This is a genomic window from Pseudomonas sp. Leaf58 (assembly GCF_003627215.1).
Lineage (GTDB): Bacteria > Pseudomonadota > Gammaproteobacteria > Pseudomonadales > Pseudomonadaceae > Aquipseudomonas.
Genome location: NZ_CP032677.1, coordinates 4,816,834 through 4,842,087 on the forward strand (window position 1 = coordinate 4,816,834; position 25,254 = coordinate 4,842,087).

A 25,254-nucleotide genomic window follows, 5' to 3' on the forward strand; every position below is an offset into this window, starting at 1 on the left:
GCCCGCGCGGCGCTTCACGGGACAAGCCCGCTCCCACATTCTGTTTCGGGCCAGTTACTCCTGCCTCCTCCGCACTCGCACCCTTGGTGCATGGCTAGATATTGCAGAAAGGCACAGGCGACACCTTCGATATCGAAGGGAATAAACAACGCGGACAGCGATGCCCCCACAGAAGTAACTGGCCCAAAACAGACAGTGGGAGCGGGCTTGCCCCGCGAAGCGCCGCGCGGGCGGCGCTCGATCTCACAGGCGCTGAAACTGCTGCGGCGAACACCTGGCAGCCTCCATGCAATCTAAAGCCAACCCCTCACTGCCTCATCCCCAACTCAGCATCATCCATCAGCGCCTTGGCCATCGCACTCAAGTAATGGGCAGCCCAGATCATCATCGGCTTCTTACCGACGGTGAATTGGGTGTCTTCTATTGTCATTGTTCAATCCCCTCAGATTTCTCTATTGCCTGGCCTGGCCTCTTCGCGGGTAAACCCGCTCCCACAGGTACGGTGCAAGTCTTGAAACTTGTGGAGATCCTGTGGGAGCGGGTTTACCCGCGAAAGGGCCAGCTCAGGCGAAATATCACTGACGCCTTACAGCAGGTATCTGCCCCTGCACCGGGTTGTCTTCAAGAAAAGGGGGATCGTGGGGTGGATCGGGGACAATCTTGATCATGGCGTAATCTCGTCTGATTCCAAAAAGACCGCCACAACATCACTTGCATTTGATGGGTGGCGGCTACGTACGGGTCTGCAAGACCGGGCAGACGATAAAACCGGCAGATCCGAAGATCTCCCGTACGCAGCCACCATTGACCGAATTGCCGACTGGCAGCAATCCGGATAGCGGTAGTAATCGTCTGCGGGCTTGCAGGCCCGGTCGCTGCTTAGGCAACGACAGAGCCAGACTAGGCCGCCCGTTTAAAACCACCGCAATGGCGCAAAGGCGGTTGAAAGCTATTTCAGAAATGACCTACGCGCAACGGGAAAAAGCTGATTATTGCTTGGAGAAATAGGCAAGCACAGGCCGCTCCTACAGGGGGCCTTGCTAGCTCAATGGCTTATTCATCATCATCGAAGTTGTACATACCCGGCGCAAGGTTCTCGAAGCGGGTGTACTTACCGATGAACGCCAGGCGCACGAAGCCGATGGGGCCGTTACGCTGCTTACCGATGATGATTTCCGCCACGCCCTTGTGCTCGGTTTCGGGGTGGTACACCTCATCCCGGTAAACGAACATGATCACGTCGGCGTCCTGCTCGATTGCACCGGACTCACGCAAGTCGGAGTTCACCGGGCGTTTGTTAGGGCGTTGTTCCAGCGAGCGGTTCAGCTGCGACAGGGCGATAACCGGGCAGTTGAATTCCTTGGCCAAGGCCTTGAGCGAGCGGGAAATCTCGGAAATTTCGTTGGTACGGTTATCACCGGACGACCCCGGGATTTGCATCAACTGCAGGTAGTCGACCATGATCATGCCGATTTCACCGTGCTCACGCGCCAAGCGCCGGGTGCGCGCACGCATTTCCGACGGGCTGATGCCGGCGGTATCGTCAATGAACAGCTTGCGATCGTTAAGCAGGTTTACCGCCGAGGTCAGCCGCGGCCAGTCGTCATCGTCCAGCTGGCCGGAACGCACCTTGGTCTGGTCAATACGGCCCAGCGACGACAGCATACGCATGATCAGCGATTCGCCTGGCATCTCGAGGGAGAACACCAGCACCGCCTTTTCGCTGCGCAATACGGCGTTCTCTACCAGGTTCATGGCGAAGGTGGTTTTACCCATCGACGGACGGCCGGCGACGATGATCAAGTCAGCGGCCTGCAAGCCGCTGGTCTTCTCATCCAGGTCGGTGTAACCGGTGGAAATACCGGTGATATCGCTGTCGGAGTTGAACAGGGTGTCGATGCGGTCGATAGCCATGGTCAACAGTTCGTTGACGCCTACCGGGCCACCGGTTTTCGGCCGCGCCTCGGCGATCTGGAAGATCTGCCGCTCAGCATCGTCGAGAATTTCTGCAGCGTTGCGCCCTTGCGGGTTAAAGGCGTTGTCAGCAATGTCGGTACTGATGCTGATCAGCTGGCGCAACGTCGCCCGCTCGCGAATGATCGCGGCGTAGGCCTTGATGTTGGCGACCGACGGGGTGTTCTTGGCCAGCTCGGCCAAGTACGCCAGGCCGCCAATTTGCGAGGACAGGCCTTCCTTGTCCAGTTGCTCGTGCAGGGTCACCACGTCGAATGGCTGGTTGGCGTCGGCCAACTTGTGCACGGCACGGAAGATCAGGCGGTGGTCATGCCGATAGAAGTCGCCATCCGACACCTGGTCCAGCACGCGTTCCCAGGCATTGTTGTCCAGCATCAGGCCACCGAGCACGGCCTGTTCGGCCTCGATGGAATGCGGCGGCACCTTGAGGGCGGCGGTTTGCAGGTCTAGCTGTTCGGAGGTGGTGATCTCGTTCATGGCCACGAAAGAATTCTGGAGGACGAAAAAGACAAAGGGCACGGCCTGTAGAAAACAGGACCGTGCCCGATGTTAACCGCCTGACTCGCAAGGAGCCAGCCAGTCAGCGCAGCTTAGGCAGCTACGACGACCACACGTACGGTGGCTTCAACGTCGCTGTGCAGGTGCACAGCGACGTCGTATTCGCCAACCTGACGGATGGTGCCGTTCGGCAGACGAACTTCAGCCTTGGCCACTTCAACGCCGGAGGCGGTCAGGGCGTCAGCGATGTCGTGGGTGCCGATCGAACCGAACAGCTTGCCTTCGTCGCCAGCGGTGGCAGTGATGGTCACTTCCAGCTCGGCCAGTTGGGCAGCGCGGCTTTCAGCCGACGACTTCTTGTCAGCAGCTGCTTTTTCCAGCTCGGCGCGACGCTCTTCGAACGCAGCCAGGTTGGCGGCGTTGGCAACGGTGGCCTTGCCGAATGGCAGCAGGAAGTTACGGCCGTAACCAGCCTTAACTTTTACTTTGTCGCCCAGGTTGCCCAGGTTAGCGACTTTTTCCAGCAGGATCAGTTCCATTTGGTAAAACCTCTTAACTTTTAACCTTCACCGTTCGCGGAGTCATTCCCCTTGGGGGACTTGCGACCGCGAAAATCAATCAGGCTGTCGACAATGGCCAAAACCACCAGCAACGGATAAATCAGCTGCATGATCAGCGGCAACGTCACGTACATCCCCACTAGCCAGAAACCGGCCAGCCGGCCCTGTGCTACCAGCCCGTGCATCAAAGCGATGCCGGCCAGCACCAATACCAGGCTGCAAGCTGATGCCAGGATGATGAACTGCGGCCCGATAAATGGGGCCAACACCATCACTGTCACCAAGACCGCCATGGTCTGTTTCGGCAGCTTCAGGGCGCGAAACTCGCGACCGAAGCCTCCAGGGTTGTACAACGCTGCCTGCCAATAGCGCGCTAGCATCAACGCCAGCACACTGAACAGTTGCACCGTCACTGCTGTGGAAGCGACCAGCACAGGGCGGATCAGCTCACTGGAAAGTACAGGCTGCCCTTCGATTTTCGGCATGGCTTCGGCAAACGCCTTGGCCAGCATATCGAAGGTCGGCGCCAGCGCCAGATCGAGCACGAGGCTGAAAGCCACGGCGAACACGGCACTGACCACCAACACCCGGCTCCAAGGATGCTCGGCACGCAACATGGCGGCCAGAGCCAGGGCACCCGCAATCACCATAAAGGTGATGGGATCGCCCATGACCCACACGGCCAGCCCGGCCAGTAGGCCGCCAGCGATGACCGTTGTAGCATCCTTGAAACCACGCCGCAGCAGCACAAGGCTGCCGGCAGCGGCACTCAACCAGAACAGCAGCGGCAGTACCGCGCTGATGACCACCACCAGGGTGGCCTGCACACGACCGCGCATGATCAAACTTGCTAACGCTCGCATGCTAATCCCTTACTGCTTGTCGACGACCCGGTCTCAGCGGCCGTGGCTGTCGGTGTAGGGCAGCAGGGCCAGGAAGCGGGCGCGCTTGATAGCGGTAGCCAGCTGACGCTGATAACGAGCTTTGGTACCGGTGATACGGCTTGGAACGATCTTGCCGGTTTCGGATACGTAAGCTTTCAGGGTGTTGAGATCTTTGAAGTCGATCTCTTTCACGTCTTCAGCAGTGAAGCGGCAGAATTTACGACGACGGAAGAAACGTGCCATTTAATAGGCTCCTCTAAAGGTCCGTGGATTACTCGTCAGCGTTATCGCTGGAGTCGCTGTCATTGCTGTCGTCGCCTTCGGCGGAGTCAGCATGCTCAGGACGCTCGCGACGCTCACGGCGCTCGCTGCGGTTCTCTTCAGCCTTCAGCATCTCGGACTGGCCGGTAACGGCTTCGTCGCGACGGATGACCAGGTTACGGATAACGGCATCGTTGTAGCGGAAGTTGTCTTCCAGCTCGGCCAGGGCCTTGCCGGTGCACTCAACGTTCAGCATCACATAGTGAGCCTTGTGAACATTGTTGATTGCGTAGGCCAGTTGACGACGGCCCCAGTCTTCCAGGCGGTGGATTTTGCCACCATCTTCTTCGATCAGCTTGGTGTAACGCTCAACCATGCCGCCGACTTGCTCGCTCTGGTCCGGGTGAACCAGGAAGATGATTTCGTAATGACGCATGAATGCTCCTTACGGGTTAGTAGTCTGCCAGCGAATCTGGTCAGACAAGGAGTGAATGACACTGTATGTCTTGCACGGAGGGGAGGCACATGTGCACCTGCCAGCTCGGCAAGGGGCGCAATTGTAGAGAAGGCGGGCCGCACAAGCAAGGTAATTGGTGAATATTTGAACAGCCTGAAAACTATCAGAATGTGTCAGCCCCATTCGCGGGCACGCCCGCCCCCACAGCACTGCAGAATACCTGTGGGAGTGGGCGCGCCCGCGAGCAGGCCTGTACAGGGTGAAGGTTAGCGCTTGGCCTGCCGCTGACGCACAGCCTCGAACAAGCAAACCCCGGTCGCCACCGATACGTTCAGGCTGCTGACGCTACCGCTCATCGGCAGCTTCACCAGGAAGTCGCAGTGGTCGCGGGTCAGCCGGCGCATGCCCTTGCCTTCCGCGCCCATGATCATCACCAGTGGCCCGGTCAGGTCCTGCTGGTAAATTTCTTGCTCGGCCTCACCGGCAGTACCCACAACCCACAGGCCGCGCTGCTGCAACTTCTCCAAGGTACGCGCCAGGTTGGTCACGGCCACCAGCGGGATCACCTCTGCCGCACCGCAGGCCACCTTGCGCACCACCGGCGTCAGGGTTGCCGACTTGTCCTTGGGCACCACCACTGCCGTTGCACCTGCCGCATCGGCAGTGCGCAAGCAAGCGCCAAGGTTGTGCGGGTCGGTCACACCATCCAGTACCAGGATCAGCGGTGGCGTTTCGGTGCGCTCGAGCAACTCTTCGAGCATCAGCTCGCCCCACACCTGGCTCGGGCTCACCTCGGCAACTACGCCCTGGTGCACGCCCTCGACCCAAGCATCCATCTCACGGCGCTCGGCCTGGCCAACCGCCACGCGGTTTTCCGCAGCCAGCGCCAGCAACGCCTGGATACGCGGCTCGCTGCGCCCTTCCGACAGCCAGATCTGCTTGACCCGCTTTGGATGGTGCTGCAGCAACGCCTGCACGGCGTGCACGCCGTAGATCTTTTCCAGCTGACTCATGACTTGCTCTTGCTCTTGCGTGGGGCGCCGGACTTCGGCGGGCCTTTACGGTGCTTGGTCGGCTTACCGGATGGCTTGCCACCCTTCTCCGATTTGCTGCCGGCGCTGCTGCGCGCGTCGGTCATCAGCGCCTTTTTCATCTCGCGGCTTTTACGTACTTCGGCGTTGCGTTGCACGGCGTCTTTCGGGAAGTACGCTTCGGCGGTTTCGCTCTTGCGGCCACGCGGCTTCGGGGTGGCCTTGGCCTCGGTAACCGGCTGCTCCGGCTTACCGGCAGCGGCTGCGGTACCGCCCTGCCTGCGGCCGATCGGTGCGGCGAGGGTCTTTTCAGACACTTCGAAATCGATCTTGCGCTCGTCCAGGTCAACGCGCATGACCTTGACTTCAATCGTGTCACCCAAGCGGAAGGTGCGCCCGGTGCGCTCGCCGGACAAGCGGTGGTGCACGGGGTCGAAGTGGTAGTAGTCGCCAGGCAGTGCACTGACGTGCACCAAGCCTTCTACATAGATATCGGTCAGCTCAACGAACAAACCGAAACCGGTCACGGCGGTGATCACACCCGGGAAGGTCTCGCCCACGCGGTCCTTCATGAACTCGCACTTGAGCCAGTTGACCACGTCACGGGTGGCTTCGTCGGCCCGGCGCTCGGTCATCGAGCATTGCTCGCCGAGCTGGTCGAGGGTGTTCACGTCGTAAGGATAGATACGCGCCTTGGGGATGCTCATGGCGCCGGCACGCTTGACGTGCGGCGTATCGACCTTGGACCGGATGACGCTGCGGATGGCGCGGTGCACCAGCAGGTCGGGGTAACGACGGATCGGCGAGGTGAAGTGGGTGTACGCCTCGTAGTTCAGGCCAAAGTGGCCGTTGTTGTCGGTGCTGTACACCGCCTGGCTCAGCGAGCGCAGCATGACGGTTTGGATCAGGTGGAAGTCCGGGCGCCCGGCGATGCTCGCCAGCAGAGCCTGGTAATCCTTCGGCGACGGGTCTTTGCCCTTGTGCAGGCTCAGCCCCAGTTCGCCAAGGAAGGCGCGCAGCTTTTCCAGGCGCTCCGGCGGCGGGCCGTCGTGCACGCGGTACAGCGAAGGCACTTCGTGCTTCTGCAGGAATGCGGCGGTGGCGACGTTGGCCGCCAGCATGCATTCCTCGATCAGCTTGTGGGCATCGTTGCGCACGGTCGGGCGGATTTCCGCGATCTTGCGCTCTTCGCCAAAGATGATGCGGGTTTCCTGGGTCTCGAAATCGATGGCGCCACGGGCGTGACGGGCATCCAACAGCACCTTGTACAGGTTGTACAGGTTCTTCAGGTCTGGCAGGACGCCCTTGTACTCCTCGCGCAGCGCCTTGCCTTCGCGGGTGCGGGCGTGCTCGAGCATGCTGCTGACCTTGTTGTAGGTCAGGCGGGCGTGGGAGTGAATGACGCCTTCGTAGAACTGGTAGTCGACCATCTGGCCGGCTTTGTTCATGGTCATTTCACAGACCATGGCCAGGCGATCGACGTGCGGGTTCAGCGAGCACAGGCCGTTGGACAGCTCTTCGGGGAGCATCGGCACCACGCGCTCGGGGAAGTACACCGAGTTGCCGCGTTGCTGGGCTTCGACGTCCAAGGCCGAACCCAGGCGCACGTAACTCGACACATCGGCGATGGCCACATACAGGCGCCAGCCGCCGGAGAACAGCCGCAGCTTGCCCAGCGGTTCGCAGTAAACGGCGTCGTCGAAGTCGCGAGCGTCCTCACCGTCGATGGTGACGAACGGCAAGTGGCGCAGGTCGATGCGCTTCTCTTTGTCCTTTTCCTCGACTTCGGAGCGGAACTTGCGCGCTTCCTTGACCACATCGTTTGGCCATACATGAGGAATGTCATAGCTGCGCAGGGCAACGTCGATTTCCATGCCCGGCGCCATGTAGTTGCCGATGACCTCAACCACGTCGCCTTGCGGCTGGAAGCGCGGGGTTGGCCAGTGGGTGATCTTGATTTCGACGAACTGGCCGATCTTGGCACCGCCACTACGCCCGGCGGTCACCAGCACTTCTTGCTGGATCTTCGGGTTATCAGGGGTTACGTAGCCGATGCCGCCTTCTTCGAAGTAACGGCCGACCACGCTTTCATGGGCGCGGGAGATGACCTCGACGATCACGCCTTCACGGCGGCCACGGCGATCGGTACCGGACACCCGCGCCAGGGCGCGGTCGCCATCGAAAGCCAGGCGCATTTGCGACGGGCCGAGGAACAGGTCATCGCTGCCATCATCGGGGATGAGGAAACCAAAGCCATCGCGGTGGCCGGAGATGCGGCCACAGATCAGGTCGAGCTTGTCCACCGGGGCATAAGTGCCGCGCCGGGTATAGATAAGCTGGCCATCGCGCTCCATGGCACGCAAGCGGCGGCGCAGGGCTTCGATCTGGTCTTCTTCATACAGACCAAACTCTTTCGCCAGCTCCTCGCGCGCAGCGGGTTCGCCACGGTCGGCGAGGCGCTGCAGGATCAGCTCACGGCTGGGAATGGGGTTGTCGTATTTTTCCGCTTCGCGAGCGGCCTCGGGATCGAGGGATTGCCAATCGGCCATCAGAAGGGGTTCACCTTGGGGTATATAGATAGGAATTCTGGCATAGGCGTATTGAAACCGGAAATGTCAGCCTTGGACAGCCCCCGGCGACGGTTCGAGAAAGCGAGAATAAGGCCGGCGAATCAACACGTTGAGTTTTTTGAATTTTTTTTTGATTGGGGGCTTTACAGCCCTCCAGTGCGTCCGTATAGTGCGCACCACAACGACGGACAACCCCGAAGTTGTAGTAGAGATGAACGACGCTGTAAAGCATCTTAATCTCGAATGTGTGCCCAGGTGGCGGAATTGGTAGACGCGCTGGTTTCAGGTATCAGTGACCGCAAGGTCGTGGAAGTTCGAGTCTTCTCCTGGGCACCAAATATTTTCAAGTAACAGATGACCAAGGATCTGTTACTACTGTGTGAAAGCGAACGAAAGTCGCATTCAGCAGATGATGCAAAGCTTTGCCCAGGTGGCGGAATTGGTAGACGCGCTGGTTTCAGGTATCAGTGACCGCAAGGTCGTGGAAGTTCGAGTCTTCTCCTGGGCACCATACAAAAACCCACTAGCTTGCTAGTGGGTTTTTTCTTGCCTGCGATTTTTGCATCCCTCCTCATCTCAGCCATCGATTGCCCAGCAAGGTGCAAATCTGCCCGGCCTCTTCGCTGACAAGCGCGCGCCTACAGGCACCCCGCCGCCTTCGAGACTTATCATCAAACCGTTACACCTTGGTCTGCCCCATGAATTTCTTGTCAGCCGGCCACTTGAGAAACGATTTCGTTTACCATTGTTTCCAAATATGTAGCCGTAAGCGAGGAAGTACCCGCATGACGATCCGCCCGCAACCGCTGATGCGTACTCTGGCCGCCGCCCTGCTGAGCCTGGTCATCGGCGCTCCGGCCGCCATGGCAGACGCACCGGTAACCTTGACCATGTACAACGGTCAGCACAAAGAAATCGGCGAAGCCATCGCCCAGGCCTATGAGGCCAAGACCGGTATTCACATTAATATCCGCAAGGGCAGCAGCAACCAGCTGGCCAGCCAGATCATCGAGGAAGGCGAGCGCTCGCCGGCCGACATTATCTACACCGAAGAGTCCCCTCCCCTGAACAACCTGGGTGAGTTGGGCCTGCTGGCAAAAATCGACGACGCCACGCTGAACATGCTGCCCAAGGAATATGTGGGCGCCAATGGCACCTGGATGGGCGTTACCGCGCGCACCCGCGTCGTGGTGTACAACCCCAACAAGATCGACGAAAAAGACCTGCCAACCACTGTCATGGACTTTGCCGACCCCGAATGGGAAGGCCGCGTCGGTTACGTACCCACCAGTGGTGCCTTCCAGGAACAGGCCGTGGCCATCCTGAAAATGCACGGCCGCGAAGCCACCGAAGAATGGCTGACCGGCCTGAAAGCCTTCGGCAAAACCTACACCAACAACATGGTCGCACTGAAGGCCGTGGAAAAAGGTGAAGTCGCCGCCGTACTGGTGAACAACTATTACTGGTACGCCCTGGAGCGTGAACGCGGCAAGCTCGATTCCAAGCTGTACTACCTAGCCGACGGCGATGCCGGCAACCTGGTGACCATCTCCGGCGCAGCCGCGGTCAAAGCAAGCAAGCACCCCAAGGAAGCCCAGGCCCTGCTGAACTGGATGGCCAGCGAAGAAGGCCAGCGCGTGATCACCCAGACCACCGCCGAGTACCCGCTGCACAAGGGCATGGTCTCCGAGCGCGGCCTGAAACCATTCGAAGAGTTGCGCCCGCCGCAAATCTCGCCGGCTGACCTGGGTAATGCCGAGGAAGCCATCGAGCTTGAACGCGAAGTCGGCCTGCTCTGATGACCGCCGCCCTGTCCGAGCCGGCGTCGCTACGCTTCGTGCCAGGCCGCAAGCGCCCCTCCATCTGGGTGGTGCTGCCGGTGTTGTTCTTGGTGGCGATGAGCTTGCTGCCGTTGGCCTATGTCGCCATCAAAGCCTGGGAAGCCGGCTGGCGAGAAGCCCTGCACCTGCTGTGGCGGCCCTTTGTCTGGGGGCTGATGCGCAACACCCTGATGTTGATGGTCGGGGTGACGCTGACCTGCCTGGTAGTCGGCCTGGCCGTGGCCTGGATGCTGGAACGCAGCAACCTGGCCGGCCGCCGATTGTGGGGCGTAGTGCTGTGCCTGCCGTTTGCCGTGCCGTCGTTCGTCAGCAGCTTCACCTGGGTGTCGCTGAGCTCGGACTTCGAAGGCCTGGGCGGGGCAATCATGGTTATGGCGCTGTCCAAGTACCCACTGGTGTTTCTGCCGGTGGCCGCCACCCTGCGCAACCTCGACACTTCGCTGGAAGAGTCGGCGCGCACCCTGGGTTGTAGCCGCTGGGGCGTGTTCACCAAAGTCACCCTGCCGCTGCTATGGCCGTCGATGCTCGGCGGCGCGCTGTTGATCGCCCTGCACATGCTGGTGGAATTCGGCGCCTTGTCGATCCTCGGCCTGCAAACCTTCACCACCGCCATCTACCAGCAGTTTGAACTGGAGTTCAGCAATGCCAACGCGGCCATGCTGTCCGCTGTGCTGCTGGCGCTGTGCCTGGTGATGCTGTGGCTGGAGTTGCGGGTGCGCGGCAAGGCCCGCCATGTGCGCATTGGCCAGGGCGTGGCGCGGCGTGCACAACCGGTGCGGCTGAGTGGCTGGACGGTACCGGCGCAGCTGTTGTGCGTGGCCTTGGCGGTGCTGGGCAGCGGTATACCGCTGGCCATGCTTGGCTATTGGCTGAGCGTGGGTTCATCGGCGGCATTCCCGGTGGCGGCCATCTCCAAAGCGCTGCTCACCTCGCTGTCGGTATCGCTGGGTGGCGCCGGTTTCTGCGTACTGTTGGCCCTGCCGATCAGCTTCCTGGTGGTGCGCTACAAAGGCCGCCTGGCGATCTGGGCCGAACGCCTGCCGTACCTGCTGCACGCCCTGCCCGGCCTGGTGATTGCCCTGACCCTGGTGTTCTTCGCCCTGCACTACGTGCCGGCGCTGTACCAGACCACGGCGCTGTTGCTGCTGGCCTATGCGTTGCTGTTCTTGCCGCTGGCGCAGTCACCAGTACGCACCGCGCTGAACAAGGCTTCGCCTACCCTGGAAGAAGCCGCACGAACCTTGGGCGCGAGCAGCTTTGCCGCGTTCTGCCGGGTGACCTTGCCGATCATCTTCCCGGCCATGGCCGCGGCCTTTGCCCTGGTGTTCCTGGATGCCATGAAGGAGCTGACCGCTACCCTGTTGCTCAGCCCGACCGGCATGACCACCTTGGCTACCGAGGTCTGGGCGCATACGGCCAACGTCGAATTCGCGGCGGCTGCGCCTTATGCGGCGTTGCTGATTGTGGTTTCGGGGTTGCCGGTTTATTTGCTGACGACGCGGATGTATCTGAACAAGGCCTGAGGTGCGCCGCTCCCACCGGAGAAGCGCACCAGCATGATCAGGCTCTGAACTGCCCCAGGCTGGCCCGCAACTGCGCAGCCAGCTCGTCCAGCACCTTGCTGCTGGCCGTGGTCTGCATCACCACTTCGGCCGAGCGCTCGGCCTGTGCATGGATATTTTCCACTCGACCACGCACCGCCTGCGCCCCATTGGCTTGCTGTTCAGCCGCCCGGGTCGCCAGGCCGATGGCCGCATGCACCTGCTCCACCGCCACCTGCACCGACTGCTGCCGGCGTTCGTTGTCACGCAGCACCAGCAGCCCTTCGCTGGCCTTGAGCCCGGCCTGGCTGATGGTGGCCACGGCCTCCTTGGCGCCTTTTTGCAACGCGGCAATATGCGCCTGGATGTCCCCCGTCGAGCTTTGCGTCTTGCTCGCCAACGCCCGCACTTCGTCGGCTACCACGGCGAACCCGCGCCCCGTCTCACCGGCCCGGGCCGCTTCGATGGCGGCGTTCAAGGCCAGCAGGTTGGTCTGCTCGGCGATGCCATGAATAACTGTCAGCACCACTTCGATCTGCTCGCTCTGCTTGGCCAGCCGCTCGATCACCTGGGAGCCGGCATCCACTTGCCCGGCCAGGTTCTCGATCAAACCCGCCAGCTGGGTCGAGGTACGGCTGTTTTCGTTGGTCGCCTGGCGAATATCCACCACCTGCTGCAAGGCGGCCTGCATGGCATGGCTTTCGGCCTGAGCTTCATCAGCCATGCTCGACAGGTCGCGCAAGCTAGCCGCAACCTCATCGCGCTGTAGCGCAGCAGCCGCATCGGCGCCGGCGTTGCGTTGCGCCATTGCGCCAATCTCCACACCGGTGCGCTGCGCCACCTCGCCCGCCTCACGCACGATCGGCTGCAGCTTGTCGACAAAGCGGTTCACCGCCGAAGCCATGTCGCCAATTTCGTCGCGGCTGTCGAGCGGCACGCGCTTGGTCAGGTCGCCCTCGCCCGCAGCCAAGTCGTCAAGGGCAGTAATCAACAGGCGCAGCTTGCTCAGCACCCGGCGACCAAGCACCACGGCCACCACCAGCAGCACACCCAGGCCGACCAGTACCAGGCCTAGGCCGATACGCCAGCGCAGCTCGGCAGCAGCATCGCGTACGGTTTGCGCGGTGTTGGCCTGCATGGCGGCAGCACTGCCCTGCGCCTTCTCCAGGCGCTCGCGCAGGGTCTTGCCACTGTCAGCGGCAGCGCCAACCAGGCTATCGCCCACCAGCTGCTCACCGCTGGCGATCAGCGCGGTAAAGCGCTGGTCGAGAGCCTTGAGCTCCTGATCGATACCCGCCGTGGAAACGCCCATTATCACCTTGCCGATTTCAGCGCCATTTGGGCTGATCGAAGCCTCGACGAAGTACACCGCAGGATCGCGCCGAGCCGCATCGATCACCTTGTCCAGCGCACGCTCGCCCTGGCCCTTGTCCATCAATGCCTGGTTGATGGGGTTTTGCCGGTTCAAGTAACGGGTCAGATGTTGGCCTTGGGCATCGTCATAGACCACGAACAGCACATTGGGGTTGCGCTGGGCACGCCGGGCGAAGTCGGAGAGTACCGGCACGTCGTTGTCCCAGATTGCCCGCGGGGCGACCGAGGCCAGCAGCTCGGCCATGTCGTTGGCGGAGTCCTTGAGGTTTTTTTCCAGCGTGCTGCGCAGTTGCTGTTGCTCGCTTTGCAGGCGGGCCGACAACCCTGCGCTGAGGCGCTGGCGGGTGCTGCTGGAGAGGCTGTCGAGTCCCGAACGGACGTCTTGCCCGGCCTGCTCCAGTTCACTGGCAAGTTGACGGCTGTCATTGCCCAGGCGTTCGCCGAGGTCGGCTTCCAGGGCAGTGACCGTGCTTCGGGTCAGCGCCACGGCAACCAGTACCTGCACCAAAAGAGCGATACCAAGGGCAACAAACACAGGCCGCAATAGGCGGCTTCGTAACAGTGAGAGGATGGCAGACACGGTGTAACCCTCGTGTTTTCTGGCGCCACTATTTTGATGGCATCTTCAGAAACTTCTTACAGCAAGGGTTGTGCCTGAGCGAGGCGAGATAAATGCCAAGCTTAAGCAAAGGGGGTCGCCAGTGCCGGCCTCTTCGCGGGCGAGCCCGCTCCTACAAGAAGGCCTCCACAGGCAGCCGCCGGAGACATGCACACCCCACAAATGAAAACGCCGCAGCCCCTTTCAGGGCCACGGCGTCAGATCAGCCTGGAGGGCAGATCAGGCGAACGGGTGACGCAGCACGATGGTCTCGTTGCGGTCCGGGCCGGTCGAAATGATATCGATCGGCGCGCCTACCAGTGCTTCGATGCGCTTGATGTAGTCACGCGCAGCTTGCGGCAGCTCTTCCAGGGTTTTCGCGCCCAGGGTCGACTCGCTCCAGCCTGGCATCTCTTCGTACACCGGCTCCAGGCCGATGTAGCTGTCGGCATCGGAAGGCGCGTCGATGACGGCACCGTTCTCGTTCTTGTAGCCAACGCAGATGTTGATGGTTTCCAGGCCGTCCAGTACGTCCAGCTTGGTCAGGCAGATGCCCGAGATGCTGTTGACGTCGATGGCGCGACGCAGGATGACGGCATCGAACCAGCCGCAACGGCGAGCACGGCCAGTGGTGGAGCCGAACTCGTGGCCACGCTTGGCCAGGGTAGCGCCGGTCTCGTCGAACAGTTCGGTCGGGAACGGACCGGAACCAACGCGAGTGGTGTAGGCCTTGGTGATGCCGAGGATGTAGTCGAGGTACATCGGGCCAACGCCGGAACCGGTGGAGATACCGCCAGCAGTGGTGTTGGAGCTGGTGACGTACGGGTAGGTACCGTGGTCGATGTCCAGCAGCGAGCCCTGGGCGCCTTCGAACATGATGTCCTTGCCGGCGCGACGCAGGTTGTGCAGCTCGGCGGTGACGTCGAGCATCATCGGCTTGAGCTGTTCGGCGTAGGCCATGCACTCGTCCAGGGTTTGCTGGAAGTCGATGGCTGGCTCTTTGTAGTAGTTCACCAGCTGGAAGTTGTGGTAGTCCAGCAGCTCACCCAGCTTGGCGGCGAAACGCTCCCGGTGGAACAGGTCGCCCACGCGCAGGCCGCGGCGCGCGACCTTGTCTTCGTAGGCTGGGCCGATACCGCGGCCGGTGGTGCCGATCTTGGCTTCGCCACGGGCTTTTTCGCGAGCCTGGTCCAGGGCCACGTGGTACGACAAAATCAGCGGCGCAGCTGGGCTAATGCGCAGGCGCTCGCGCACCGGTACGCCCTTTTCTTCCAGCTTGGTGATTTCACGCATCAGGGCGTCCGGGGCAACGACCACGCCGTTGCCGATCAGGCACTGTACGCCTTCACGCAGGATGCCGGACGGAATCAGGTGCAGAACGGTTTTTTCACCGTTGATCACCAGGGTGTGGCCCGCGTTGTGGCCACCTTGGTAGCGCACTACGGCGGCAGCATGTTCGGTCAGCAGATCGACGATCTTGCCTTTGCCCTCATCACCCCACTGGGTGCCCAGGACGACGACATTCTTACCCATTACATTGGTCCTCATTCACGCAAACTTGGTTGCCGGCCTGTTGCCGACGCAGAAACTCACTGGGCCAGCGGCAGAACCTGCCAGCGCCCGTCTTGCTGAATCAATTGCCGATCACAATCCGCCTCGAGAGCAGCACTCAACGGCTGGCCAGGCAGGGCCTGGACCACACGCTGGCCCTCGTTGCGCAACTGGCAGACTTGCTGCCAGAGGGCCGCGTCGCCACTGTCCGGCATCCAGATGCCGCCAGTTGGCAATACGACCTCCGCTCGCCCCAGTGTGACCAGGGTCTTCAAATCCGTGGAAAAACCGGTAGCCGGGCGCGCCCGGCCAAAGTCGGCACCGATGTCGTCGTAGCGCCCGCCCTGGGCGATCGATTGACCTTCGCCAGGCACGAACACGGCGAACACCACGCCGGTGTGGTAGTTGTAACCGCGCAGCTCGCCAAGGTCGAAGTACAGCGGCAGGTCCGGGTAGCGCGACGCCAGGCGATCGGCGATCGCCAGCAGGTCGTCCAGCGCCGCCAGCACGCTGGCCGGGGCCCGGCCCAGGCGCACGCGGGCTTCGTTCAGCACTTCGCGGCCGCCGCACAGCTCGACCAGCGCGCGCAGCATATTGCCCAGGTCCTTCGGCAGGTCGGCAGTCAGTGCCTGCACTTCGTCGACCGACTTGCGTTGCAGGGCGTCGAACAGCTGCTGCTCGACCGCACCGGACAGCCCCGCGGCTCGAGCCAGGCCGCGGTAGATACCGACGTGCCCCAGGTCCATGTGCACGTCCGGCACATCTGCCAGTTGCAAGGTGGCCAGCATCAGGCTGATGACTTCGACGTCGCTGGTAGGGCTGGCATCGCCGTACAACTCGGCACCCAGTTGAATCGGGCTGCGCGAAGTAGACAAGGCACGCGGCTGCGCGTGCAACACGCTGCCGGCATAGCACAAGCGGCTCGGGCCTTCACGACGCAGCGTGTGGGCGTCGATGCGCGCCACCTGTGGGGTGAAGTCGGCGCGGAAGCCCATCAGGCGGCCAGACTGCGGGTCCACCACCTTGAAGGTGCGCTGATCCAGGTCCTGGCCGGCGCCGGTAAGCAGCGATTCCAGGTACTCGATATGCGGGGTGACGACCAGTTCGTAGCCCCAACTCTGGAACAGGTCCAACACCTGGCGGCGCGCGATCTCGATGCGCGCAGCCTCAGGTGGCAGTACTTCCTCGATGCCATCTGGCAGTAGCCAGCGGTCTACCGTTGCCATTACGCCATTTCCCCTCTGGTCCGGGCGGCTTGCCAGCAGGCGAGCCGTTAGTAAAGCCGGTATCGCGCACAGCAGCGGGCAGCACTGATCCCAGCGCAGCCACCGTACCCGACACCCTCGAATTGCCTTGCGAGCTGAGCAAACGGCCAACCGGCGCTTTGCCAATCAACCTTGCAGACGCAAAAAAGCCGGGAAATTTCCCGGCTGCCTCATCATACACCCCTTTTCATTCAGGATGCACCCCGCCTGGTGTTTTAGCTGCCAGGCGGGGCGCCGCTGCATGAAAGTCAGGGCCTGAGCATCAAGGCCTGCTCTTGTCCAGGTAGCGGAAGAACTCGTTCTTCGGGTCCAGGACCAGCACGTCGCTCTTGCTCGAGAAGCTCTCGCGGTATGCCTGCAGGCTACGGTGGAACGCGTAAAAATCGGCGTCCTGACTGTAGGCCTTGGCGTAGATGGCGGCCGCCTGGGCATCGCCGTCACCGCGGGTTTCTTCTGCTTCGCGATAGGCCTCGGCCAGCAGTACACGGCGCTGACGGTCGGCATCAGCACGGATACCTTCAGCCAGCTCGTTACCTTTGGCGCGATGCTCACGGGCTTCACGCTCACGCTCGGTGCTCATACGATCGAACACGCTGCGGTTGACTTCCTTCGGCAGGTCGATGGCCTTGACGCGCACGTCGACCACCTCGATACCCAGCTCCTTGGCCGCCATGCGGTTCAGCGATGCAGTGATGTCAGCCATCAGCGCGTCACGTTCACCGGAGACCACTTCGTGCAGAGTGCGTTTACCGAACTGGTCACGCAGGCCACTTTCCAGACGACGCGACAGGCGCTCGTCGGCGATCTGCTTCATGCCGGACGTGGCGGTGTAGAAGCGTTCGGCGTCCTTGACGCGCCACTTGGCGTAGGCGTCGACCATCACCGCTTTCTTCTCCAGGGTCAGGAACCGCTGGGTCGGGGCGTCGAGGGTCATAAGGCGGGCGTCGAACTTGCGCACCTGGTTCACGTACGGAATCTTCACGTGCAGACCAGGCTGGACATCCGCCTGGACCACCTTACCGAAGCGCAGCATGACTGCACGCTCGGTCTGGGCCACGATGTAGAAGCTGTTCCAGGCCACGATACCCAGGACCACGGCGGCGATCAGGGCGATCAGTGATCTATTGCTCATCAGCGGCTCTCCCTAGTGCGCAGCGGCTGCTGTTGCTGTTGCAGGTCCTGCGCCGCACGGGCGGCCGCATCGTTGGCCGATGGCGACACGCTGCTGGTTGGCGCGGACGGATTGCGGCCGCCTTCGACCATCTTGTCCAGCGGCAGGTAGAGCAGGTTGTTCTGCCCGTCCTTGGTAGCCACCATGACTTTGCTCGAATTGCTGTAGACCTCTTGCATGGTCTCCAGGTACAGGCGCTGACGGGTCACCTCGGGTGCCTTGCGGTACTCGCCGAGCAGCTTGGTAAAGCGATCGGCCTCACCCTTGGCCCGGGCGATGACTTCGTCGCGGTAACCGTTGGCGTCCTCGATGATGCGCTGCGCCTGACCACGGGCTTCGGGTACCACGCCATTGGCATAGGACTCGGCCTGGTTGCGGGCACGCTGTTCATCTTCACGGGCACGGATCACGTCGTCGAAGGCTTCCTGAACTTCACGCGGGGCTGCCGCGCTCTGTACGTTGACCTGGGTAACGCTGATACCGGTACGGTAGGTGTCGAGGAAGCGCTGCAAGCGTTCGCGGATATCCACGGCCATCTGCTCACGACCTTCGGTCAGTACCTGGTCCATCGAGGTGGAGCCCACCACGTGGCGCAGGGCACTGTCGGTCGCGTGCTGCAAGCTAACCTCAGGCTGGTCGACGTTGAGCACGAAGTCCTGCAGGTTGCTGATCTTGTACTGGACGGTCAGCGGCACCTCGACGATGTTCTCGTCTTCGGTCAGCATCTGGCCTTGCTTGGTGTAGGCACGCTCACGCGTGACGTTTTCCATGTACTTGCGATCGATTGGCGGGAAGTAAATGTTCAGGCCGGGACCGACCGTCTCATAGTACTTACCGAAGCGCAGCACCACGGCCTGCTCCTGCTCGTCGACCACGTACACGGCACTGTACAGCCAGATGGCAGCCAGTACCGCCAGGCCGATGCCCAGCAGGCCCAAGCCACCGCCCTTGCCGACATTGCGGTCACCGCCGCCACGTTTTTTGCCACTGCCGAACATGCCATTCAGGCTGTCCTGCAATTTGCGGAAGGCCTCGTCCAGATCCGGCGGACCTTTCTTGTCCCCGCCACCGCCACCGCCACCACGGCGGCCGCCCCAGGGATCTTGATTGTTCGAGTTGCCACCCGGCTCGTTCCAAGCCATAGCGCTCTCCATCTGATAAAGCAAAGACGCGCCCACGGCGCGCCGTCCAATGCTACAGAATGCCTGTCACTGCTGCCCGGCGACCTCGACGAGCATTTATTGCAAAGTGTGTTGCTCGACAAACACTTGCGGCTCCATGCCTTCGCGGCTGACCAGGCGATTCAATTCGACCATAGGCAGTCGCACGCTCAGCAGGCTGCGCCCTTCATCATCATGCTCTTCACTCTGCACGGCACCCAAGGCAAAGAATTGCGCGCGCAAGCGGGCAAAACGCTGCTCCAGGCACAGGGTACCGACAAACAGATCATCCCCCAGCAACTCGGCAATCGCCTGGCCAACCAGCTCCAGGCCACGCCCATCACGTGCCGATACCCAGACCCGTTCCGGCTTGCCATCGGCATTGCGCTGGATCTGCGGCTCAACATCTTCGAGCAAGTCGAGTTTGTTATAGACCTCGAGGATCGGCAACCCTTCGGCACCAATCTCGCCCAACACCGCCAGTACCTGCTCAATCTGTTCCATGCGCTCTGGCTCATGGGCGTCGATCACATGCAGCAACAGGTCGGAGTTGCTCGACTCTTCGAGCGTAGCCCGAAATGCCTCGACCAGCTTGTGCGGCAGGTGGCGAATGAAGCCCACGGTATCAGCCAGCACGATCGGCCCCAGGTCATTCAGCTCAAGCCGGCGCAGGGTTGGGTCGAGGGTCGCGAACAGTTGGTCCGCAGCATACACCTCGGATTCGGTCAGGGCATTGAACAGCGTGGACTTGCCGGCGTTGGTGTAGCCCACCAGCGACACCGAGGGAATGTCCGCGCGTTTACGCCCACGGCGCGCCTGCTCTCGCTGGCTGCGCACCTTTTGCAGGCGTGACTTGATCTGGCGAATGCGCACCCGCAACAGGCGGCGGTCGGTTTCCAGCTGGGTTTCACCCGGGCCACGCAGGCCGATACCACCCTTTTGTCGCTCGAGGTGGGTCCAGCCGCGCACCAGCCGCGTGCTCATATGGTCGAGCTGGGCCAGTTCGACCTGCAGCTTGCCTTCATGGGTACGCGCCCGCTGGGCGAAAATATCGAGGATCAGCCCGGTACGGTCGAGCACACGACACTCGAACACACGTTCAAGGTTGCGCTCCTGACTGGGCGTGAGGGTGTGGTTGAAAATCACCAGGTCTACCTGCTCGGCATGGACCAGGTCGTGCAACTCTTCGACCTTGCCACTGCCAATCAGGTATTTGGCGGAAGGCTGATGCCTTGTCACCGTGACCAACGAAACGATGTCGGCACCGGCCGACAATGCCAGTTCCTGAAACTCCTGCGGGTCTTCGCGCGCCTCAGGGTTCTGACCTTCCAAGTGAACGAGCAACGCTCGCTCACCACCACCGTGGCGCTCAAAGAACAATGCAGGCTCCTATCAGGCGTTGCCTGGCTCGCTGTCGCCGTGCTCGCCGTCGGTCGGGCTTGGCAGGCGGACCGGACGAGCCGGAACTACGGTCGAAATGGCGTGCTTGTAAACCATCTGGCTGACAGTGTTCTTCAGCAATACCACGAACTGGTCGAAAGATTCGATCGAGCCCTGCAGCTTGATGCCGTTGACCAGGTAGATGGATACCGGGACCTTTTCTTTTCTCAAGGTGTTCAAGTAAGGGTCTTGTAGCGAATGCCCTTTTGACATATGCCGCACTCCTGTAAGGATAAATAATAGAAAATCAATAAAATCGATAAATTAGGCCGCCCCTTCGCAAGAATAGACGGCAATCAGCAGGGACTCAGCTCAATATGGAGATGGCCCCAAGGTATTTCAAGGTGCGGGACAGATTGTCGCAGGCCAGGCTGTCAAGCCAATGTACTTCCGGCCAGCCACGCAACCAGGTGAACTGCCGCTTGGCCAGCTGCCTGGTGGCAATGATACCGCGTTCACGCATCTCATTCTCAGTCAGCTTGCCGTCGAGGTAGTCCCAGACTTGCCGATAACCCACTGCCCGTATAGACGGCAGCCCAGCGTGCAAGTCACTTCTGGCTCGCAGCGATCGGACCTCGTCGACGAAGCCCTGTTCCAGCATTTGCGAAAATCGTAACGCAATTCGCTGATGCAAAATGTGACGATCTGTAGGCGCAATCGCCAAACTCGCGACAGTATAGGGCAAATGCCCGCCAGCGCCTGCGTCTGCGCCGCGACTTTCCGCGAATTGACGCTGACGATGAGCCGTCATGCTCTCGCCACTTACCCGGTATACCTCCAGCGCGCGGATCAGCCGCTGCGGGTCGTTAGGGTGGATACGCGCCGCCGACTCCGGGTCTACCTCGGCCAGCTGGCGGTGCAGCTCGGCAAGGCCCAGGGCTTCTGCCTGGGCTTCCAGCTCGGCACGCACCGAGGCATCGGCTGCCGGCATGTCGGCCAGGCCATCGATCAACGCCTTGTAGTAGAGCATGGTGCCGCCCACCAGCAGCGGAATCTTGCCGCGCGCGGTGATCTCGGCCATGGCCGCCAGGGCATCGGCACGGAACTGCGCAGCCGAATAGCTCTCGGCCGGGTCGCGAATGTCGATCAACCGGTGCGGGTGGGCTGCGAGGATTTCTTTCGACGGCTTGGCCGAACCGATGTCCATGCCACGGTAGACCAGCGCCGAGTCGACGCTGATCAGCTCACAGGGCAAGACCTTGGTCAGCTCGATGGCCAGGTCGGTCTTGCCGGCCGCCGTCGGGCCCATGAGGAATATTGCAGGGGGCTTGCCGCTCATTTCATCGACCGCGCAGGAAAAGTTTGTCCAGGTCGTCCAGGCCCATCTGGGTCCAGGTGGGACGGCCATGGTTGCACTGGCCGCTGCGCTCGGTGTTTTCCATGTCGCGCAGCAGGGCGTTCATTTCGGGGATCGCCAAGCGCCGGTTGGCGCGCACCGCGCCGTGGCAGGCCATGGTGCCGAGCAGTTCGTTGAGGTGCGCCTGGATACGGTCGCTGGTGCCATATTCCATGAGGTCGGCGAGTACATCCTGCACCAGGCGATTGGCTTCGGCCTGCTTCAGCAAGGCCGGAATCTGGCGGATAGCCAAGGTCTCCGGGCCCAGGCGCTGCAGCTCGAAGCCCAGGCGCTGGAACCACTGTGCGTGCTCCTCGGCGCAGTCGGCTTCACGCTGGCTGAGGGCCAGGGTTTCGGGCACCAGCAGCGGCTGGCCGCTGAGGCCTTCGCTGGCCATCGCCACCTTCAGGCGCTCGTACATGATGCGCTCATGGGCGGCATGCATGTCCACTAGCACTAGGCCGACAGCATTCTCGGCGAGGATGTAAATACCTTTGAGCTGGGCCATGGCATAACCCAGCGGTGGGATATCGCCCTGGCTTTCGGGCAGCGACGAAGGCACCGCCACACCCTCGCTCATGGGCTTGTAAAACTCGCGATACAGCGCCTGCGCTTCAGCGGCCGGCAACGGTTGCGAAGGCCGTGGGCTGTACTGATATTGGTAGCCGGCGCCACTGCCGCCATTGGCGATAGCATGCTGCGGCGCCGGAGGCCGCTCCAGCACCGGCGAGGCCAGGCGCATTTCGCCCTGCGGGCCAAACTCACCCGCCTGTTGCCCGGTGGGGCGGGCCAGCTCCGGCACGGCGGCCGGCGCAGCCAACTGGTCTTCGGGGCGCACATCGGCCAAGGCACGGTGCAGGGTGCCGTACAGAAAATCGTGTACCGAGCGCCCCTCGCGGAACCGCACTTCATGCTTGGTCGGGTGCACGTTGACGTCGACACCGTTGGGTTCCAGCTCCAGGAACAGCACGAAGGTTGGGTGCCGACCATTGAACAGCACGTCACGGTAGGCCTGGCGCACGGCGTGGGCGACCAACTTGTCGCGCACCGCTCGGCCATTGACGAAGAAGTACTGCAGGTCTGCCTGGCTGCGCGAGAAGGTCGGCAGGCCAACCCAGCCCCACAGGCGCAGGCCGTTGCGCTCGACGTCGATTGGCAGCGCCTGCTCCAGGAAGCCCGGCCCGCAAATAGCACCCACCCGCCGCGCCCGGGCGGTTTCGTCGTGGGCTTCGTGCAGGCTGAGGATGCTCTTGCCGTTGTGACGCAGGTGGAAGGCAACGTCGAAGCGGGCCAGAGCCAGCCGGCGGATGACTTCCTGCAGGTGATCGAATTCGGTTTTCTCGGCCTTGAGGAACTTGCGGCGGGCCGGGGTATTGAAGAACAGGTCGCGCACCTCCACCGAGGTGCCAACCGGGTGCGCGGCAGGCTGCACGCGCGGGGTCATGTCACGGCCTTCGGTTTCGACCTGCCAGGCTTCGCTGGCACTGGCCGTGCGCGAGGTCATGGTCAGGCGCGCCACCGAGCTGATCGAGGCCAGCGCCTCACCCCGAAAGCCCAGGCTCATCACGCCTTCAAGGTCTTCCAGTTCGCGGATTTTGCTGGTGGCGTGACGGGCCAAGGCCAACGGCAGGTCGTCAGCAGAAATACCGCTGCCATCATCCCGCACCTTTAGCAGTTTGACACCGCCCTGCTCCACTTCCACATCGATGCGCCGAGCACCGGAGTCCAAGCTGTTTTCCAGCAGCTCTTTAGCAACCGAGGCCGGCCGCTCGACAACCTCGCCGGCGGCAATCTGGTTGGCAAGCCGCGGGCTGAGCAGCTGAATGCGTGAACCCCCACTCATTATTGCGCGGCCAGGGTGGTGGCGGGTACATCGAGGCGCTGGCCAACCTTCAGCTCATCGGTCTGGAGGCTGTTGGTGCTGCGCAGGCTGGCCACACTGACCTGATAGCGCACAGCCAGCATCGCCAGGGTTTCACCAGGGCGCACCGTGTGCTCACGCGGGCCGGCGGCGATCTTACCGGTATCACGCAGCCAGGCGATGTAGGTGCCAGGCGGTGGGTTCTGCTGGAAGAACTGACGCACGCCGGTATGGATCGAGCGCGCCAAGGCCTGCTGGTGGCTGCGCGTGGCAAGCTTGGCCGCCTCGTTGGCGTTGGAGATGAACCCGGTTTCAACGAGGATGGACGGAATGTCTGGCGACTTGAGCACCATGAAGCCTGCCTGCTCCACACGCTGCTTGTGCAGCGAGGTGATGCGACCCATGTTACCCAGCACTTTCTGCCCGACGTTGAGGCTGGAACTGAGCGTTGCGGTCATCGACAGGTCAAGCAGCACGCCTGCCAGCATGCGGTCCTTGTCGTCGAGGCTGACATTGCCAGCACCGCCGATGAGGTCGGAGCGGTTTTCCGTATCCGCCAGCCAGCGTGCGGTCTCGGAGGTGGCGCCACGGTCGGACAGAGCGAACACCGAGGCACCAAAGGCCGCCTTGGACGGCGCAGCGTCGGCGTGGATCGAGACAAACAGGTCGGCGCCTTTCTTGCGGGCGATCTCGGTGCGCTTGCGCAGCGGGATGAAGTAATCGCCAGTACGCGTCAGCTCGGCGCGGAAGCCCCGCTCACTGTTGATCTGGCGCTGCAGCTCTTGGGCAATCTGCAGCACGATGTCTTTTTCATGTTGGCCACGCGAACCGGAGGCACCCGGGTCTTCACCGCCGTGGCCGGCATCGATGGCGACCACAATGTCACGCTTGCCGCTTGGCACGGGCGGCAACTTGATGGCGGGCTGGGCAGGGCTCACAGGTACCGCCGGCGTTGTCGCAGGCGTTTGCACCGGCGCAGGCGCGGGTGGTGGCGCGGTGGCGGCGACTGCGTCGGCTTCCTGATCGTACAAGTCGACCACCAGGCGGTTGCCGTACTGGGCATTAGGCGCCAGGGTGAAGCTTTTCGGGGTGACCGACTTTTTCAGGTCAACCACCACGCGCAGGTCGGTTGGGGTGCGCTGGGCCGAACGCACGCTGGTGATCGGTGTGTTGGACGTAGCAACGTTCAATGGCGCAGCCAGGGTCGCGCCATTGATGTCGATAACCAGGCGATCAGGTGCGCTTAAGGTAAAAACGCTGTGCTGCACGGGGCCAGACAGGTCGAAAACCAGCCGCGTGTTGTCTGGCGCGCGCCACAGGCGCACGCTCTTGACTTGAGTGACGGCCAGAGCGTCAACGGTCACCGTTGTCAGCAGCAGCCCAACGATGGCGACCAGTGCGCGTATGCGCATACCTACCCCACTTACTGTTTATAGTGTTCGGCCAGTGCAACGCACCAGGCCTCGCCGCGAGCCCCCTGCGGCGAAAGGTTCAGCGAGCGTCCGCCCGCTTGGGGGCTTATGGTAATGGTCAGGTCAGGCTTTGGCAAAACGCCCGCACCCTTTTCTGGCCACTCGAACAGGCACAGCGGGTCGCCCTCGAAATAGTCACGAATGCCCATGAACTCCAGCTCTTCCGGATCGACCAGGCGATACAGGTCGAAATGGAAAGCCCGCACCTCACCGATTTCGTAGGGTTCAACCACGGTAAAGGTCGGGCTTTTCACTGCGCCAGTATGGCCCAGGCCACGGATCAAGCCACGTGACAGCGTGGTTTTGCCCGCGCCCAGGTCACCTTCCAGAAAAATCACGCCGTGACCGCTGGTCACCTCGGCCAGTTGTGCGCCGAATTTGACCGTTGCGGCTTCATCGGCCAGAAACA

At 61.9% G+C, this 25,254-nt stretch carries 20 protein-coding genes, 2 tRNA genes and 2 pseudogenes; 4 read left to right on the plus strand and 20 right to left on the minus strand.

What is annotated here, in order from left to right; genetic code table 11:
* Positions 1–307: 307 nt before the first annotated feature.
* The 8 genes and pseudogenes from DV532_RS22425 to rnr all read right to left on the minus strand — a co-directional run.
* Positions 308–397: pseudogene (locus tag DV532_RS22425) on the minus strand (DUF3077 domain-containing protein); the annotation flags it as partial.
* Positions 398–1,053: 656 nt separating this feature from the next.
* Positions 1,054–2,451 (minus strand): replicative DNA helicase, encoded by a 1,398-nt coding sequence (gene dnaB, locus DV532_RS22430; RefSeq protein WP_056796654.1) that lies wholly within the window; start codon positions 2,449–2,451, stop codon positions 1,054–1,056.
* Positions 2,452–2,564: 113 nt separating this feature from the next.
* Positions 2,565–3,011 (minus strand): 50S ribosomal protein L9, encoded by a 447-nt coding sequence (rplI, locus tag DV532_RS22435; RefSeq protein ID WP_012274445.1) that lies wholly within the window; start codon positions 3,009–3,011, stop codon positions 2,565–2,567.
* A 20-nt stretch (positions 3,012–3,031) separates the two neighbouring features.
* The gene (locus tag DV532_RS22440) at positions 3,032–3,895 is read right to left on the minus strand and encodes a hypothetical protein (protein ID WP_056794709.1); all 864 of its coding nucleotides are present in this window, start codon (positions 3,893–3,895) and stop codon (positions 3,032–3,034) included.
* Between the two features lie 33 nt (positions 3,896–3,928).
* Positions 3,929–4,159, minus strand: a complete 231-nt coding sequence (gene rpsR, locus DV532_RS22445) for a 30S ribosomal protein S18 (RefSeq protein ID WP_003249563.1) — start codon at positions 4,157–4,159, stop codon at positions 3,929–3,931.
* A 28-nt stretch (positions 4,160–4,187) separates the two neighbouring features.
* On the minus strand, positions 4,188–4,613 hold the full coding sequence (gene rpsF, locus DV532_RS22450) for a 30S ribosomal protein S6 (RefSeq protein WP_003249557.1): 426 nt from the start codon (positions 4,611–4,613) through the stop codon (positions 4,188–4,190).
* Positions 4,614–4,900: 287 nt separating this feature from the next.
* Positions 4,901–5,647: a 23S rRNA (guanosine(2251)-2'-O)-methyltransferase RlmB gene (rlmB, locus tag DV532_RS22455; protein WP_056794707.1), complete on the minus strand. Its 747-nt coding sequence runs from the start codon at positions 5,645–5,647 to the stop codon at positions 4,901–4,903.
* Positions 5,644–8,214, minus strand: a complete 2,571-nt coding sequence (gene rnr, locus DV532_RS22460; protein ID WP_056794705.1) for a ribonuclease R — start codon at positions 8,212–8,214, stop codon at positions 5,644–5,646. The genes rlmB and rnr overlap by 4 nt, the downstream gene beginning before the upstream one ends.
* 270 nt (positions 8,215–8,484) lie before the next feature.
* Between rnr and DV532_RS22465 the strand changes: the two genes are divergently transcribed.
* From DV532_RS22465 to DV532_RS22480, 4 genes are all read left to right on the plus strand, one after another.
* Positions 8,485–8,571, plus strand: a tRNA-Leu gene (locus tag DV532_RS22465).
* 88 nt (positions 8,572–8,659) lie between these two features.
* Positions 8,660–8,746 (plus strand) — tRNA-Leu (locus DV532_RS22470).
* 274 nt (positions 8,747–9,020) lie between these two features.
* Entirely contained in the window at positions 9,021–10,034 is a 1,014-nt protein-coding gene (locus tag DV532_RS22475; protein ID WP_056794704.1) for an extracellular solute-binding protein, read from the plus strand.
* The gene (locus tag DV532_RS22480) at positions 10,034–11,599 is read left to right on the plus strand and encodes an iron ABC transporter permease (RefSeq protein ID WP_056794702.1); all 1,566 of its coding nucleotides are present in this window, start codon (positions 10,034–10,036) and stop codon (positions 11,597–11,599) included. Before DV532_RS22475 ends, DV532_RS22480 begins: the two co-directional genes overlap by 1 nt.
* Positions 11,600–11,636: 37 nt before the next feature.
* Here DV532_RS22480 and DV532_RS31270 read toward each other — a convergent pair whose 3' ends face one another.
* From DV532_RS31270 to tsaE, 12 genes and pseudogenes are all read right to left on the minus strand, one after another.
* A complete protein-coding gene (locus tag DV532_RS31270) occupies positions 11,637–12,521 on the minus strand; it encodes a methyl-accepting chemotaxis protein (RefSeq protein WP_372340010.1) in 885 nt (294 codons plus the stop codon).
* Between the two features lie 21 nt (positions 12,522–12,542).
* A pseudogene (locus DV532_RS31275) lies at positions 12,543–13,235 on the minus strand (methyl-accepting chemotaxis protein); the annotation flags it as partial.
* A 594-nt stretch (positions 13,236–13,829) separates the two neighbouring features.
* Positions 13,830–15,122, minus strand: a complete 1,293-nt coding sequence (locus DV532_RS22490; protein WP_019471336.1) for an adenylosuccinate synthase — start codon at positions 15,120–15,122, stop codon at positions 13,830–13,832.
* A 56-nt stretch (positions 15,123–15,178) separates the two neighbouring features.
* Positions 15,179–16,366: an ATP phosphoribosyltransferase regulatory subunit gene (locus DV532_RS22495; RefSeq protein ID WP_056794698.1), complete on the minus strand. Its 1,188-nt coding sequence runs from the start codon at positions 16,364–16,366 to the stop codon at positions 15,179–15,181.
* A 301-nt stretch (positions 16,367–16,667) separates the two neighbouring features.
* Positions 16,668–17,537 carry a protease modulator HflC gene (gene hflC, locus DV532_RS22500; RefSeq protein ID WP_056794697.1) on the minus strand — a complete coding sequence of 290 codons (870 nt, stop codon included), beginning with the start codon at positions 17,535–17,537 and terminating at the stop codon, positions 16,668–16,670.
* A complete protein-coding gene (gene hflK, locus DV532_RS22505; protein ID WP_056794695.1) occupies positions 17,537–18,718 on the minus strand; it encodes an FtsH protease activity modulator HflK in 1,182 nt (393 codons plus the stop codon). The genes hflC and hflK overlap by 1 nt, the downstream gene beginning before the upstream one ends.
* Positions 18,719–18,814: 96 nt before the next feature.
* The gene (hflX, locus tag DV532_RS22510) at positions 18,815–20,116 is read right to left on the minus strand and encodes a ribosome rescue GTPase HflX (protein WP_056794694.1); all 1,302 of its coding nucleotides are present in this window, start codon (positions 20,114–20,116) and stop codon (positions 18,815–18,817) included.
* Positions 20,117–20,128: 12 nt separating this feature from the next.
* Positions 20,129–20,389, minus strand: coding sequence for an RNA chaperone Hfq (hfq, locus tag DV532_RS22515; RefSeq protein ID WP_012274457.1), 261 nt, complete (start codon positions 20,387–20,389; stop codon positions 20,129–20,131).
* 94 nt (positions 20,390–20,483) lie between these two features.
* Positions 20,484–21,455, minus strand: a complete 972-nt coding sequence (gene miaA, locus DV532_RS22520; protein WP_056794692.1) for a tRNA (adenosine(37)-N6)-dimethylallyltransferase MiaA — start codon at positions 21,453–21,455, stop codon at positions 20,484–20,486.
* Between the two features lies 1 nt (position 21,456).
* On the minus strand, positions 21,457–23,355 hold the full coding sequence (gene mutL, locus DV532_RS22525; protein ID WP_056794691.1) for a DNA mismatch repair endonuclease MutL: 1,899 nt from the start codon (positions 23,353–23,355) through the stop codon (positions 21,457–21,459).
* Positions 23,355–24,785 (minus strand): N-acetylmuramoyl-L-alanine amidase, encoded by a 1,431-nt coding sequence (locus DV532_RS22530; RefSeq protein WP_056794689.1) that lies wholly within the window; start codon positions 24,783–24,785, stop codon positions 23,355–23,357. The genes mutL and DV532_RS22530 overlap by 1 nt, the downstream gene beginning before the upstream one ends.
* Before the next feature lie 11 nt (positions 24,786–24,796).
* Positions 24,797–25,249: a tRNA (adenosine(37)-N6)-threonylcarbamoyltransferase complex ATPase subunit type 1 TsaE gene (gene tsaE, locus DV532_RS22535; protein ID WP_372340011.1), complete on the minus strand. Its 453-nt coding sequence runs from the start codon at positions 25,247–25,249 to the stop codon at positions 24,797–24,799.
* Positions 25,250–25,254: the final 5 nt, after the last annotated feature.

What these genes read in the sequence shown, in the direction of transcription:
- rnr (WP_056794705.1), bottom strand. Translation starts at nt 8,214, where the DNA reads ATGGCCGATTGGCAATCCCTCGATCCCGAGGCCGCTCGCGAAGCGGAA.
- dnaB (WP_056796654.1), bottom strand. Translation starts at nt 2,451, where the DNA reads ATGAACGAGATCACCACCTCCGAACAGCTAGACCTGCAAACCGCCGCC.
- DV532_RS22490 (WP_019471336.1), bottom strand. Translation starts at nt 15,122, where the DNA reads ATGGGTAAGAATGTCGTCGTCCTGGGCACCCAGTGGGGTGATGAGGGC.
- DV532_RS22530 (WP_056794689.1), bottom strand. Translation starts at nt 24,785, where the DNA reads ATGCGCATACGCGCACTGGTCGCCATCGTTGGGCTGCTGCTGACAACG.
- rlmB (WP_056794707.1), bottom strand. Translation starts at nt 5,647, where the DNA reads ATGAGTCAGCTGGAAAAGATCTACGGCGTGCACGCCGTGCAGGCGTTG.
- mutL (WP_056794691.1), bottom strand. Translation starts at nt 23,355, where the DNA reads ATGAGTGGGGGTTCACGCATTCAGCTGCTCAGCCCGCGGCTTGCCAAC.
- rplI (WP_012274445.1), bottom strand. Translation starts at nt 3,011, where the DNA reads ATGGAACTGATCCTGCTGGAAAAAGTCGCTAACCTGGGCAACCTGGGC.
- DV532_RS22480 (WP_056794702.1), top strand. Translation starts at nt 10,034, where the DNA reads ATGACCGCCGCCCTGTCCGAGCCGGCGTCGCTACGCTTCGTGCCAGGC.
- hflK (WP_056794695.1), bottom strand. Translation starts at nt 18,718, where the DNA reads ATGGCTTGGAACGAGCCGGGTGGCAACTCGAACAATCAAGATCCCTGG.
- DV532_RS31270 (WP_372340010.1), bottom strand. Translation starts at nt 12,521, where the DNA reads ATGGCTTCGGCGGTGAACCGCTTTGTCGACAAGCTGCAGCCGATCGTG.
- DV532_RS22440 (WP_056794709.1), bottom strand. Translation starts at nt 3,895, where the DNA reads ATGCGAGCGTTAGCAAGTTTGATCATGCGCGGTCGTGTGCAGGCCACC.
- DV532_RS22475 (WP_056794704.1), top strand. Translation starts at nt 9,021, where the DNA reads ATGACGATCCGCCCGCAACCGCTGATGCGTACTCTGGCCGCCGCCCTG.
- hflC (WP_056794697.1), bottom strand. Translation starts at nt 17,537, where the DNA reads ATGAGCAATAGATCACTGATCGCCCTGATCGCCGCCGTGGTCCTGGGT.
- rpsF (WP_003249557.1), bottom strand. Translation starts at nt 4,613, where the DNA reads ATGCGTCATTACGAAATCATCTTCCTGGTTCACCCGGACCAGAGCGAG.
- miaA (WP_056794692.1), bottom strand. Translation starts at nt 21,455, where the DNA reads ATGAGCGGCAAGCCCCCTGCAATATTCCTCATGGGCCCGACGGCGGCC.
- rpsR (WP_003249563.1), bottom strand. Translation starts at nt 4,159, where the DNA reads ATGGCACGTTTCTTCCGTCGTCGTAAATTCTGCCGCTTCACTGCTGAA.
- hfq (WP_012274457.1), bottom strand. Translation starts at nt 20,389, where the DNA reads ATGTCAAAAGGGCATTCGCTACAAGACCCTTACTTGAACACCTTGAGA.
- DV532_RS22495 (WP_056794698.1), bottom strand. Translation starts at nt 16,366, where the DNA reads ATGGCAACGGTAGACCGCTGGCTACTGCCAGATGGCATCGAGGAAGTA.